The organism is Mycolicibacterium thermoresistibile (assembly GCF_900187065.1).
GTDB lineage: Bacteria > Actinomycetota > Actinomycetes > Mycobacteriales > Mycobacteriaceae > Mycobacterium > Mycobacterium thermoresistibile.
The window spans coordinates 4,918,716-4,932,121 of the sequence record NZ_LT906483.1 but is presented as its reverse complement, the minus strand read 5'-3'; the positions used below and the strand labels follow the sequence as shown (position 1 = coordinate 4,932,121).

At 69.7% G+C, this 13,406-nt stretch carries 12 protein-coding genes; 6 read left to right on the top strand and 6 right to left on the bottom strand.

Annotated features, from left to right (window positions below; genetic code table 11):
* Positions 1-39: 39 nt before the first annotated feature.
* The 3 genes from CKW28_RS23380 to CKW28_RS23370 all read left to right on the top strand — a co-directional run bounded on the left by CKW28_RS23380 (position 40) and on the right by CKW28_RS23370 (position 2,741).
* The gene (locus CKW28_RS23380) at positions 40-1,497 is read left to right on the top strand and encodes a CCA tRNA nucleotidyltransferase (protein ID WP_003925618.1); all 1,458 of its coding nucleotides are present in this window, start codon (positions 40-42) and stop codon (positions 1,495-1,497) included.
* Between the two features lie 41 nt (positions 1,498-1,538).
* Positions 1,539-2,033, top strand: coding sequence for a hypothetical protein (locus tag CKW28_RS23375; protein WP_003925617.1), 495 nt, complete (start codon positions 1,539-1,541; stop codon positions 2,031-2,033).
* A 93-nt stretch (positions 2,034-2,126) separates the two neighbouring features.
* Positions 2,127-2,741, top strand: coding sequence for a YqgE/AlgH family protein (locus CKW28_RS23370; protein WP_085975129.1), 615 nt, complete (start codon positions 2,127-2,129; stop codon positions 2,739-2,741).
* A 24-nt stretch (positions 2,742-2,765) separates the two neighbouring features.
* Here CKW28_RS23370 and CKW28_RS23365 read toward each other — a convergent pair whose 3' ends face one another.
* Both CKW28_RS23365 and CKW28_RS23360 read right to left on the bottom strand, forming a co-directional pair.
* A complete protein-coding gene (locus CKW28_RS23365) occupies positions 2,766-3,143 on the bottom strand; it encodes a hypothetical protein (protein WP_003925615.1) in 378 nt (125 codons plus the stop codon).
* Between the two features lie 70 nt (positions 3,144-3,213).
* Positions 3,214-4,161: an LpqN/LpqT family lipoprotein gene (locus tag CKW28_RS23360; protein WP_003925614.1), complete on the bottom strand. Its 948-nt coding sequence runs from the start codon at positions 4,159-4,161 to the stop codon at positions 3,214-3,216.
* 220 nt (positions 4,162-4,381) lie between these two features.
* Here CKW28_RS23360 and leuS point away from each other — a divergent pair, with 220 nt between their 5' ends.
* Positions 4,382-7,243 (top strand): leucine--tRNA ligase, encoded by a 2,862-nt coding sequence (leuS, locus tag CKW28_RS23355; RefSeq protein WP_085975152.1) that lies wholly within the window; start codon positions 4,382-4,384, stop codon positions 7,241-7,243.
* Positions 7,244-7,342: 99 nt separating this feature from the next.
* A complete protein-coding gene (locus CKW28_RS23350) occupies positions 7,343-8,206 on the top strand; it encodes a PDDEXK-like endonuclease domain-containing protein (protein ID WP_003925612.1) in 864 nt (287 codons plus the stop codon).
* Positions 8,207-8,237: 31 nt separating this feature from the next.
* Here the strand turns inward: CKW28_RS23350 and CKW28_RS23345 are convergent, their stop codons facing one another.
* Entirely contained in the window at positions 8,238-8,906 is a 669-nt protein-coding gene (locus tag CKW28_RS23345; protein WP_003925611.1) for an SDR family oxidoreductase, read from the bottom strand.
* Positions 8,907-8,957: 51 nt separating this feature from the next.
* Between CKW28_RS23345 and ggh the strand changes: the two genes are divergently transcribed.
* Positions 8,958-10,298, top strand: coding sequence for a glucosylglycerate hydrolase (gene ggh / locus CKW28_RS23340; protein ID WP_003925610.1), 1,341 nt, complete (start codon positions 8,958-8,960; stop codon positions 10,296-10,298).
* A 3-nt stretch (positions 10,299-10,301) separates the two neighbouring features.
* Here ggh and CKW28_RS23335 read toward each other — a convergent pair whose 3' ends face one another.
* From CKW28_RS23335 to CKW28_RS23325, 3 genes are all read right to left on the bottom strand, one after another.
* Entirely contained in the window at positions 10,302-10,796 is a 495-nt protein-coding gene (locus tag CKW28_RS23335) for a MarR family winged helix-turn-helix transcriptional regulator (RefSeq protein ID WP_040546978.1), read from the bottom strand.
* 68 nt (positions 10,797-10,864) lie between these two features.
* Complete coding sequence (locus tag CKW28_RS23330; protein ID WP_003925608.1) at positions 10,865-11,602, bottom strand: amino acid ABC transporter ATP-binding protein; 738 nt, start codon at positions 11,600-11,602, stop codon at positions 10,865-10,867.
* Positions 11,603-13,396 (bottom strand): ABC transporter substrate-binding protein/permease, encoded by a 1,794-nt coding sequence (locus CKW28_RS23325; protein ID WP_081475505.1) that lies wholly within the window; start codon positions 13,394-13,396, stop codon positions 11,603-11,605.
* Positions 13,397-13,406: the final 10 nt, after the last annotated feature.

Sequence of the window (13,406 nt, the reverse complement as noted above, 5' to 3'; positions counted from 1 at the left end):
CCGGTCGTTGCCGTCTCGTAGCCATTAAGCTCATCGAACGTGCCCAACGCTGTCGAGGATGCCGAACTGCTGGCCGGTGCCGCCGTCGCACTGAACCGGCACGCCGAACTGCTGCGCGATATCGGCACGGTGTTCGCCGACGCGGGCCACGAGCTGTATCTGGTCGGCGGCAGCGTGCGGGACGCGCTGCTCGGCCGGCTGGGCACCGATCTGGACTTCACCACCGACGCCCGGCCGGAGCAGATGCAGAAGATGCTGCGGCCGTGGGCCGAGGCGATGTGGGACACCGGCATCGAGTTCGGCACCGTCGGGGTGGCCAAGCGCGGCCTGCGCCTGGAGATCACCACCTTCCGCGCCGACAGCTATGACCAGGTGTCCCGCCATCCCGAGGTGCGGTTCGGCGACCGGCTCGACGACGACCTGGTGCGCCGTGATTTCACCGTGAACGCGATGGCGGTTCGCATCACCCCGGACAGTCCGGGCGGGTTCGGCGAGTTCCACGACCCGCTGGGCGGCCTCGCGCATCTGCGGGCCCGCACCCTCGACACCCCGGCCGAGCCGGAGGTGTCGTTCGGCGACGACCCGCTGCGGATGCTGCGGGCGGCCCGGTTCGTGTCGCAGCTGCGGTTCACGGTGGCGCCGCGGGTGCGGGCCGCGATCGAGCGGATGGCGCCGCAGCTGGCGCGGATCAGCCCGGAACGGGTGCAGGCCGAACTGGACAAACTCATCCTGGGCGACGACCCGGTGGCCGGGATCGACCTGATGGTGGAGACCGGGATGGGTGAGGTGGTGCTGCCCGAGGTCGGGGCGATGCGGATGGAGATCGACGAGCACCACCAGCACAAGGACGTCTATCAGCATTCGCTGCAGGTGCTGCGGCAGGCGATCGCGCTGGAGGACGGCGAACCGGACCTGGTGTTGCGGTGGGCGGCGCTGCTGCACGACATCGGCAAACCGGCCACCCGGCGGCTGGAGTCCGACGGCCGGGTGAGCTTCCACCACCACGAGGTGGTCGGCGCGAAGATGACCCGCAAGCGGATGCGGGCGTTGAAGTACTCCAAGCAGATGGTGGAGGACGTCTCCCAGCTGGTGTACCTGCATCTGCGGTTCCACGGCTACGGGGACGGCAAGTGGACCGACTCGGCGGTGCGGCGCTATGTCGCCGACGCCGGGCATCTGCTGCCGAAACTGCACAAGCTGGTGCGCGCCGACTGCACCACCCGCAACCGGCGGCGCGCGGCCCGGCTGCAGGCCAACTACGACAATCTGGAACGCCGGATCGCCGAACTGCAGGCCAAGGAGGATCTGGCCCGGGTGCGGCCGGATCTCGACGGTAACGAGATCATGGAGATCCTCGGCATCGGGCCCGGCCCCCAGGTCGGTGAGGCGTGGCGGTATCTCAAGGAGTTGCGGCTGGACCGCGGCCCGCTGAGCCGGGAGGAAGCGGTCGACGAACTGCTGAAGTGGTGGGAGGCCCGGCAGAACGGGCAGAAGTGACAGGCGGGAACCGGCACCGACCCGTCGGCGTCGGATGAGGTATGGATTTCTGCCTGGGCGCCGAGGACGGCTCGGCCACCATCTACACCGCCGACCCGACCCTCGACCTCGACGACGACGGCCTGCTGGACGCGGTCGGTCTGGATTTCGACGGCGACGGCCGCCTCGATGATGCGCTGGCCGACCTGGACGGGGACGGGCTGGCCGACCACGCGGTGCTCGACCTCGATGACGACGACGTGCCGGAGACGGCGTTCACCGACGACGGCACCGGCAGCTGGGCGCTGGGGGTGGCCGGCGCGCCGATGCGCTGGCTGGGACCCGACGGTGTCGAACACACCGGGGGCCCGCTGGTCGACTTCGACGGCGACGGTGAGATCGACGACCGCCTACTGGATCTCGACGGCGACGGGTCGGCCGACATGGTGCTGGGCCGGGAGTGGGCCTATGTCGACACCGACGGCGACGGCCGGTGGGATGTGAAGCTCGCCGACACCGACGGCGACGGCCGCGCCGACGCCGCCACCACCGGCTGATCGCCACATCGGGCGCCCGCCACATCCGCCGTCGCGCAGCGGCGACGCGCAACCGCGGGTTTGTACTCCCGCCGCTTCGGCGCGGGTGCCATCATGAAAGACGTGGCGCACTCAGAGGAGCCGGAGGACTTCATCGCACCGGCCGCCCAGCGGGTCCGGTCGGGCACGCTGCTGCTCGCCAACACCGACCTGCTGGAGCCGACGTTCCGGCGCAGCGTCATCTACATCATCGAGCACAACGACGGCGGCACCCTCGGTGTGGTGCTGAACCGGCCCAGCGAGACCGCGGTGTACAACATTCTGCCGCAGTGGGCGAAGCTGGCCGCCAAACCCAAGACGGTGTTCATCGGTGGACCGGTGAAACGGGACGCGGCGCTGTGCCTGGGCAAGCTGCGGGTCGGGGTGGACGCCGCCGGGGTGCCCGGGTTACGGCATGTGCAGGGCCGGATCGTGATGGTCGACCTCGACGCGGATCCGGACGCCGTCGCCCCGGCGCTCGAGGGGATCCGGATCTTCGCCGGCTACTCCGGCTGGACGATCGGCCAGCTGGACGGGGAGATCGAACGCGACGACTGGATCGTGCTCTCGGCGCTGCCGTCGGATGTCCTGGTGGAGCCGCGGGTCGATCTGTGGGGGCGGGTGCTGCGCCGCCAGCCGTATCCGTTGTCACTGTTGGCCACCCACCCGATCGACCTCAGCCGCAACTGACCAGCGGGCGCGGGGCGCGCCGGATCAGCTGCCGGCGCTGGTGCTGGTGGCGGTGCTGCAGGACAGGGTGCAGGTCGCACACGCGGTGCCGCAGCCGCCGGACGGCGGCGCAGCGGCCATCGCCTCCGCGCCGGCCTTGGCGCTCTGCCAGCTGCCGGCCGCGACCGTGCCGACCGCCCCGATGATGCACACGATCAGCACCACCCAGCCGGTCTGCGGGCTGGTCGTCAGCCCCACCAGACCGCCGACCGTCAGCATCGCCGCCGCCGCCAACTGAGTCGGCGCCATCGCACGCATCAGCTGGCCACCGGTGTCGGCGGGAACGGGTCGGGTCAGCAACCGCAGTCCGACCGCGGCGGTCGCGACAGCGGCGCACAGGGACAGCACCGCGGCGATCAGCATGGGGCACAGGATACGAACCCGGCCGGCCGGGACGCACCCCGGGGTGCGTCACACCCGGATCGTTGGTGCGTCAGGGCTGTGCGGCCGGCAGCCCCGCACCCGAGGCGGGCAGCGACACCGGGGCGGCCGACGGTGCCCGGACCGGGGCGGGCGGCGCGGACGGCCGGGTCGGGCTGGTGACCTTGAAGCCGTTGACGATCGCATCGGTGGCCTCGGCGGCCGCCACCGCCTGATCCACCTCGGTCGTCACCGACAGGCTCACCAGGTAGCGGTCGGATCCCGAGGTCGCGATGACGTGGCGGCGTGAGGTGTTCAACGTCACCGAGTTGTCCCGGTAGGTGCCCTCGATCAGTGACGACGGCCAGCCGTGGTGATCGGCCATCGACTGGGCCGTGGTGCGCCAGGCCGGCAGCTGCAGGCTGTCGATGTAGCCGTGGCTGATCGCCTCCTTGGGGTCGAAGTCGCCGATCAGCTTGTACACCACGACCTGCGCGTTGGAGGTGTAGAACCCACCGCCCACCCGGTCGGCGATGACCGCGAACGCATCGGGGACGTTCGGGTCGGGCACATGCGCCCAGCCGCGCGGCATCGGCAGCACGATGTTCAGCGCGGTGAACCCGTCCGCCGCCTGGGGTTCCATCTTGACGCCGCGTTCGGTGAAGAAGTCCCGCAACGTGCCCGAGCGGGCCGGCACGATGGTCTCGCGTGGCACGGCCACCGGAAGGGCCGGCGTGGTGCCGGCGGCCGGTGCGGTGCCGATCGCCACACCGGTGGCCGGGTCGACGGCCACCGGTGGTGTCCGGTTCACCGGGCCCACCGGTGTGACCGGCGCCACCGGCGCCACCGGTGCGGCGGCCACGGTCACGGTCTGGGTCACCGTGGCGGGTGCCGGCGGCGGTGGCGGTTGGGGTACCAGCGGCTGCGCCGATGCGGTACTGCCCGCGAAGCCGAGGATGCCGGTCAGGCCGGCGGCCACACCTCCCGCCAGACTCAGTTTGCGACGGGCAAGCCGGTTCATCGCCCCGTTCCTTCCCATGCTGACAACGCTGTCGAAAGGTCTGTCGAAGTTCGTGTTCTCACTGGTCAGAGGCCGACTGTAGCCACCGCGACGGCCGCGGCGACAGGTTCGGAATCGTTTCGGAATCAAGTGCTGACGTGTCCGCGATCCTTCTGAGACCGTCCCGTTGCCGGCGCCGGGCCCGGCGGGCGGTACGACCGATCCGGCAGGCCCTTATACCCTGTGTTGCGTGACCGACTCGACCAGCACCGACACCACCGACACGCCGCCGTTCCGCTACACCGCGAAGCTGGCCGGCGAGATCGAGCGGCGCTGGCAGCAGACCTGGGCGGAGCAGGGCACGTTCCATGTGCCCAACCCGGTGGGCTCGTTGGCGCCGCCGGACGGCAGCCCGGTGCCCGCCGACAAGATGTTCGTGCAGGACATGTTCCCGTACCCGTCCGGGGAGGGGCTGCACGTCGGACATCCGCTCGGCTACATCGCCACCGACGTGTACGCGCGGTACCACCGGATGCGGGGCCGCAATGTGTTGCATGCGTTGGGTTTCGACGCGTTCGGCCTGCCAGCCGAACAGTACGCGGTGCAGACCGGCACCCATCCGCGCACCCGCACCGAGGCCAACATCGCCAACTTCCGGCGGCAGCTGGGCCGGCTCGGCCTGGGCCATGACGACCGGCGCAGTTTCTCCACCACCGACGTGGAGTACTACAAGTGGACCCAGTGGATCTTCCTGCAGATCTTCAACGCGTGGTTCGACCCGGACCAGAACAAGGCCCGCCCGATCAGCGAGCTGGTGGCGGAGTTCGAGTCCGGTGCCCGGCCGGTCGGCGACGGACGGTCCTGGTCGGAGCTGCCGGCCGGGGAGCGGCACGACATCATCGACTCGTACCGGTTGGTGTACCGCGCCGACTCGATGGTCAACTGGTGCCCCGGCCTGGGCACCGTGCTGGCCAACGAAGAGGTCACCGCCGACGGCCGCAGCGACCGCGGCAACTTCCCAGTGTTCCGGAAGCGGTTGCGGCAGTGGATGATGCGCATCACCGCGTATGCCGAACGGCTGCTCGAGGACCTCGACGTGCTGGACTGGCCGGAGAAGGTCAAGACCATGCAGCGCAACTGGATCGGGCGGTCGACCGGCGCCGCGGTGCTGTTCGCCACCGATGCCGGCGACATCGAGGTGTTCACCACCCGGCCCGACACCCTGTTCGGCGCCACCTACATGGTGCTGGCCCCCGAACACGACATGGTGGACCAACTGGTCGCCGACCGGTGGCCGGACGGCGTGGACCCGCGCTGGACCCTCGGCGCCGGCACGCCGAAGGAGGCGGTCAGCACCTACCGGGCCGCGATCGCCGCGAAGTCGGACCTGGAACGGCAGGAGAACAAGGACAAGACCGGCGTCTTCCTCGGCGCGTATGCCACCAATCCGGCCAACGGCGAACGCATTCCGGTGTTCATCGCCGACTATGTGCTGCTCGGCTACGGCACCGGGGCGATCATGGCGGTGCCCGGCCACGATCAGCGGGACTGGGAGTTCGCCCGGGAATTCGGATTGCCGATCGTGGAAGTGATTGCCGGCGGAAATATCTCGGAGGCGGCCCACACCGGTGACGGTGAACTGGTGAACTCCGGGTTCCTCAACGGGATGAATGTCGAGGACGCCAAGGATGCGATGACGTCGCGACTGGCGGCGGAGGGCCGCGGTGAGGCCCGGGTCGAATACAAGCTGCGGGACTGGCTTTTCGCCCGGCAACGGTACTGGGGCGAGCCGTTCCCGATCGTCTACGACTCGGACGGCCGCCCGCATCCGCTACCGGAATCGATGCTGCCGGTGGAACTTCCGGACATCCCCGACTACGCGCCGGTGTCGTTCGACCCGGACGACGCGGACAGCGAACCGTCGCCGCCGCTGAACAAGGCGACCGACTGGGTGACCGTCGAACTCGATCTCGGTAACGGGCTCAAGACCTACACCCGGGACACCAACGTGATGCCGCAGTGGGCGGGCAGCTCGTGGTACGAGTTGCGCTACTGCGATCCGCACAACTCAGAAGAGATGTGCGCCAAGGAGAATGAGGCGTACTGGATGGGTCCGCGGCCGGAGATTCACGGCCCGGACGATCCGGGTGGTGTCGATCTGTACGTCGGCGGGGTGGAGCATGCGGTGCTGCACCTGCTGTATGCCCGGTTCTGGCACAAGGTGCTCTACGACCTGGGCCACGTCACCTCCCGGGAGCCGTACCGGCGGCTGGTCAACCAGGGCTACATCCAGGCCTACGCCTACACCGATCCGCGCGGCAGCTATGTGCCGGCCGCGGAGGTGATCGAGCGGGACGGCAGGTTCTACTGGCCCGGGCCGGACGGCGAGATCGAGGTCAAACAGGAGTTCGGCAAGATCGGCAAGAGCCTGAAGAACTCCATCTCGCCCGACGAGATCTGTGACGAGTACGGCGCGGACACACTGCGGGTGTACGAGATGTCGATGGGCCCGCTGGAGGCGTCACGGCCGTGGGCGCCCAAGGACGTCGTGGGGGCCTACCGGTTCCTGCAGCGGGTGTGGCGGCTGGTCGTCGACGAGGAGACCGGCGCCACCCGGGTGGCCGCGCACGAGGCGGTGGACGAACAGACACAGCGGTTGCTGCACAAGACGATCGCGGGGGTGTCGGAGGACTACGCGGCGCTGCGCAACAACACCGCGGCGGCCAAGCTGATCGAGTACACCAACCATCTGACCAAGGAGAATGTCACCGCCCGGGCGGCCATCGAGCCGTTGCTGCTGATGCTCGCCCCGCTGGCGCCGCATCTAGCCGAGGAGCTGTGGCACCGGGTGGGCAACACCGGATCGCTGGCGCACGGGCCGTTCCCGGAGGCCGACCCGCAGTATCTGGTCGAGGACACCGTCGAGATGCCGGTGCAGGTCAACGGCAAGGTGCGCGGACACATCACGGTCGCGGTGGACGCCGACAAGGCGACGCTGGAGGCCGCGGCGCTGGCCGATGAGAAGGTGCAGGCTTTCCTGGCCGGCGCCACTCCGAAGAAGGTGATCGTGGTCCCCGGCAAGCTCGTCAACCTCGTCGTCTGATCTGCGATTTCGGCGTGCTGACGGTCGCTCAGCGATCGTGCGCACGCCGAAATCGCGGATGGTGGAACGGTCGGACCCGGTCCTCGCGTCTGATCGGACGTGCTGGACGAATACCTTCGCCGTCACGACGGGGTGATCACTCTCGCCCAGGCCCGGCGTGCCGGGCTGAGTCTGCAGGCGGTGCAGCGGCGGGTGCGGGCCGGGCGGTGGCGGCGTTGCGCGCGTGGTGTCTACTTCGCCGACGACCGGGAATTCACCGATGCCGCCCGGATCAGGGCAGCGGTGTGGAGTTACGGCCCGGATGCCGCGGGCAGCGGTCTGGCCGCCGCATGGTGGCACGGCCTCACCCAGTTCGCACCCGAGATCGTCGAGGTGACGGTGCCGCGGGACAGCAACGGCCGCCGCAAGGCCGGATCGCGGGTGCGGCGCCGAGACCTGGCGGCGGCCGACGTCGTCGTCTCCCGCGGACTGCGGATGACCGCGTTGCCGCTGACGGTGGTGGAGGCCGCGGTGCGCCGGCGCGGCGGGGGGACGCTGATGGACTGGGCGCTGCAACGGGGACACGTCGACCTCCGCGCGCTGTGGCAGGCCCATCTGCGCAACAAGGGCCGCTACGGTTCACCGGCCGCTCGCCTGCTGCTGCACGCCGCCGACGACGGGGCCCGGTCGGCGGCCGAGCGAAAGCTGGTGAGGCTGTTACGAGGCGCCGGGATCAGCGGCTGGACAACGAATTACGCGATCGGTGGTTACAAGGTCGATGTCGCATTTCCGGCCGGCAGGGTGGCGATCGAGGTCGACGGGCTGGCGTATCACAGCGACAGCGACGACTTCCACCGCGACCGGGCCCGGCAGAACACGATCGTCCTGCGGGGATGGCAGGTGCTGCGATTCACCTGGCTGGACCTGACCGAGTACCCGCACCGGGTGATCGCCACCATCCGAGCTGCGATTTCGGCGTGCTGACGGTCGCTCAGCGATCGTGCGCACGCCGAAATCACTGGTAGGGACGGACGACGATCTCGTGGAGGTGGGCGTCCGGCGGGGTGTTCACCGCGTCGGCGACGATCTTGGCGACCGTCTCCGGGCGGAGGAATTCGTCGGGGTTGTACTGCCGCCCCTCATAGGCCACCAGCTTCTGCTGCATCGCCGTGTCGATCCGGCCCGGGAACACCGACGTCACCCGCAGCAGCGGTTCCTCCTCACGCAGCGCGTCGGCGAACGCGCGGGCGGCGAACTTGCTCGCCGAGTAGGACGCCATCCCGGCATGCGCCCGCAGTCCGGAACCGGAGTTGATGATCACCACGTGCCCGCGGCGCTGCCGCAGCGCCGGCAGTAACGCCTGGGTCAAGGCCACCGGCCCGATCACGTTGACGTCGAAGGAGTTTCGCCACTCCTCGACGGTGGAGTCGGCGAAGTCGGCGGGATGGGTGACGCCCGCGTTGTGGATCAGCACATCGAGTTCGTCGATTGGTTCGACCACCGCCGGCAGCGCTTCGAGGTCGGTGAAGTCCACCGGCCAGGTGGTGGCCCCGTACCGCTGGGCGAGATCGTCGAGGCGGTCCGAAGCACGCCCGGCGAGGAACAGCGTGTGGGTGGGGGCCAGCGCCGCGGTCAGCGCTGAACCGAGCCCGCCGGCGGCGCCGGTGATCATCGCGGTCGGCATATCGCCACCCTAGCCTGCGGCATCGGCCGTTCCGGCGCATGATGGAACACGATGCCACCCGATCCGAGTTTCGGTCCCACCCAGCTTGCGGCCCGCGCCGCCTACCTGCTGCGCGGCAATGACCTCGGTGTGATGACCACCGCGGCGCCGTTGCTGTACCCGCACATGTGGAGTTGGGATGCGGCGTTCGTGGCGATCGGTCTGGCCCCGTTGAGCGTGGAACGCGCGGTGGTGGAACTCGACACCCTGCTGTCGGCGCAGTGGCGCAACGGTATGATCCCGCACATCGTGTTCGCCAACACCGACGACGGGTATTTCCCGGGCCCGGCTCGGTGGGCGGTGCAGGCGCTGACCGACAACGCCCCCCGCACCCGGCACACGTCCGGCATCACCCAGCCGCCGGTGCATGCGATCGCGGTGCAGCGTATCGTCGACCACGCCCGCACCCGGGGCCGCACCACCCGCAGGGTGGTGGCGGCGTTCATCGACCGGCGGTGGGACGATCTGGTGCGCTGGCACCGCTGGCTGGCCGAGTGCCGCGACCCGGAGGAACGCGGCCGCATCACGCTCTACCACGGCTGGGAATCCGGGATGGACAACTCACCGCGCTGGGACAGCGCGTACGCCAACGTGATTCCGGGCAAACTGCCCCACTACCGGCGCGCCGACAACACGATCGTCACCGATCCGACCCAGCGGCCCAGCGACTCCGAGTACGACCGCTACCTGTGGCTGTTGGAGGAGATGAAGGCGGCCCGCTACGACGACGATCTGCTGCGCAAGGTGATGAGCTTCGCGGTGGAGGACGTGTTCGTCTCCGCGATCTTCTCGGTGGCCTGCACGGTGCTCGCCGAGATCGGGGAGGACCATCAGCGTCCCGCCGCCGACGTGCGCGAGCTGTACGAGTGGGCGGACCGGTTCCGGGCCGGGGTGGTGGCCAGCACCGATGAACGCACCGGCGCCGCACGCGATTACGACGTGCGGGCGGACCGCTGGGTGGTGACCGAGACGGTCGCCCAGTTCGCGCCGCTGCTGTGCGGCGGGTTGCCGCACGACCGGGAGCGGGCCCTGCTGCGGTTGCTGGAGGGTCCGCGGTTCTGCGCGCACCCCGACCTGAAGTTCGCCTCGATCCCGTCGACGTCACCGGTGTCGCGGGATTTCCGGCCCCGCGAATACTGGCGGGGGCCGGTGTGGCCGGTGCTGAACTGGTTGTTCGGTTGGTGTTTCGCCCGCCGCGGCTGGGCGGAACGGGCGCGGATGCTGCGCCACGAGGGGTTGCGGCAGGCCAGCGACGGCTCGTTCGCCGAGTACTACGAACCGTTCACCGGGGAGCCGCTGGGCAGCATGCAGCAGAGTTGGACCGCTGCGGCGGTGCTGGACTGGCTGGGCTGACGGTCACTTGTCGGATTCGTCGTCGGAGTTGTCCTTGCCGCCGGGGTCGGCGACCAACCGCTCCAACGGGCCGAGCGCCTGGGCCAGGGCGCGGCGGTCCTCCGGGCTGAGCCGGCTGACCATCGACGCCAGATGCGCCCGGCGGGCTTCCAGGGCCTCCCGGTGCTGGATCAGTCCCTGCGGGGTGACCTCGACGAGCACCGCCCGCAGGTCGGACGGGTCCCGGGAGCGCTTGACCAGCCCGAGCTTCTCCAACCGCCGGATGGCCACCGTGGTGGTCGGGGTGCGGACCCGTTCGTGGGCGGCCAACTCGGTCATCCGGATGGGCCCGCGCTCCAGCAGCGTCAGCAGGATCGACAGCTGCGACAGCGTGAGGTCGGCGCCTTCCTTCGCCTCCCGGTTCCCGCCGGGATCGCGGCGCAGCACCGAGAACACCCGGGAGAGGACCCGTTGCAGCTCCTCCGCCAGCTCGGTGACCTGCGGTTCGACCTCCATCATGATTCGCTAGTCTAACCTGTCCGACGCTGCCAGTTGTGATTGCAGCAAAACCGTCCGAGCACCGCGGTCTACAACACCTGGGACAAGAAACGGCGCAGCCTCTCGGTGGCCGCGGATTCGAAGATCTGCTGTGGCGGGCCGGATTCCACCACCTGACCGTGGTCCATGAACACCACGGTGTCGGCGGTGGACCGGGCGAAGCCCATCTCGTGGGTCACCACCACCATGGTCATCCCGCTCTCGGCCAGGTCGGCGATCAACGCCAGGATGCCCTTGACCAGTTCCGGGTCCAGCGCCGAGGTGGCCTCGTCGAAGAACATCACCTGCGGGTCCATCGCCAACGCCCGGGCGATCGCCACCCGCTGCTGCTGCCCACCGGACAGGGTGGTGGGCCGCACCTCGGCCTTGTGCCGCAGACCCACCCTTTCCAGTTGTCGCAGACCGAGTTCGCGGGCCTCGTCGCGGCTGAGTCTCTTGAGTTTGCGCGGTGCCAGGGTCACGTTGTCCAGCACGGTGCGGTGCGGGAACAGGTTGAAGTGCTGAAACACCATGCCGATGCGTTGCCGCAACTGATCCGGGTTGTCCCTGAGCACCGACCGGCCGTCGAGCAGGATGTCACCGCGGTCCGGTTCGTAGAGCCGGTTCAGGGTGCGCAACAGGGTCGACTTGCCCGACCCGGACGGACCGATCACGGCGGCGGTGGTGCCGGCTGGGACCTCGAGGTCGACGCCGCGCAGCACCTTGTTGGGCCCGAACGCCAGGTGAATGTCGGTGGCCGCCAACGACACCGCTTTCGGTTGGGTCATCTAGATCATCTCCTGGGCGGTCGCGGGTTCCAGCGGGTCCTCGGCGGCGGGTTTGCGGCCGCGGCGCAGCCGGTTGTCGACGTAGTTGACCAGGTGGGTCAGCGGGATGGTCAACGCCAGGTAGAACAGCCCGGCCGCCACCAGCGGGGAGAGGCTGCCGGTCTGGGCGTTGAGGTCCCGGCCGACCTGGAACAGTTCCCGCTGGTCGGCGACGAGCCCGAGGAAGTACACCAGCGAGGACGCCTTGAGCAGGGAGATGAACTGGTTCATCAGCGCCGGCAGCACCCGACGCACCCCCTGCGGCACCACCACCAGCCGCATCGCGGCCGGATAGCTGAACCCCAGCGCCCGGGCCGCTTCGAGCTGCCCGGGTTCGACACTCTGGATGCCCGACCGCAGGATCTCCCCGACGTAGGCGGCGGCCATCAGGCCCAACGCCAGGATGCCGAGCGGGAACGGGTTGTAGCCGGTCAGCCCGCCGACCACGGGTCCGAGGCCGAGCCCGATCAACAGGATGATCACCACTTCGGGCAGCCCGCGGAAGATGTCGGTGTACACCCGCGCCGGCCAGCGCAGCAGCCGCGAGCGGGAGATCCCGGCGATCGCCAGCACCATGCCCAGCACCAGCCCGATCACCCCGGCGCCGACGGTGAGCAGCAGCGTGTTGGGCAGCCCGGTGGTGAGCAGATCCGGGATGGCCTGCCGGTAGAGCTCCCAGTCCAGAAACGAGTCGGCCAGCTGCGCCAGGGTGGATTTGCGGACTCCGGGCCCGGCCGCCGGCTGTTGGGACGCGCGTTCCGCGGCGATCGCGTCGAAGTCCGGCAGCTGCGGCGGCGGGGCGGCCTTGGAGCCGGGTTTCCAGCCGGGCGGCAGGGCGCGCGGCACCCATTCGCTGTACAGCCGGGCCCAGGTGCCGTCGGCGATCACCGCGTCGAGGCCGGCGTTGAGCGCGTCGATCAGCGGCTGGTTGCCGGGGGCCACCGCGTAGGCGATGAAATTGTCCAGGCTGAAGGTGTTCTCGATGATCTCGGCCGGGTCGCCGGGCCGCACCGTGCCCTCGGCCTGCTGGGACGGCGCCACCCAGGCGTCGATCTGGCGGGTCTTGAGGCTGGCGTAGACGGTGTTGTAGTCCGGGAAGATCACCGGCCGCAGCCCCAGGGTGTCGACGACGTAGGACTCCTGCACCGTGCCCTGCACCACGCCGATCCGCTGCCCGGGGACGAGGTCGCCGAACCCGGTGATCGCCGATCCGGACGGCACCACCAGCGAGAAGTAGCCGAAGTCGTAGCCGTTGGTGAATTCGACGGTGCGGCGCCGCTGTTCGGTGGTGGTGATCGACGACGAGCCGACGTCGAAGCGGCCGGAGGCCACCTGGGCGAGCAGGGCGGAGAACTCGGTGCCGACGAAGCTGATCTGCAGACCCAGTTTGGCGGCGATGGCGCGCAACAGTTCGTTGTCGAAGCCGGTGAATTCGCCGAGCGAGTTGATGCAGATGCTGGGTGGAGCGTCGGACAGGGTGCCGACCGTGAGCACACCGGGCACCCGCAGCCGCAGCGCCGAGGGGTCGATGTTGTCGAGCGGCACCACCCCGTCGGTGGTGTAGCGGTCCACCCCGGGACCGGCTTCGGCCGCGGCCAGGTTGGTCGGCAGCGGACTGGCGCTCTGCACGCCCGGCGGAGCGCACTGGTCGACGGTCGCGGCGGCCGGGGCGGCGAGCACCGTCCCGCCCGCCGTCAACGACCCCACCAGGAGCGCGATCACGGCCACCACGGCGGCCCGGGTCACTCGGGTCATGTGAGCAACG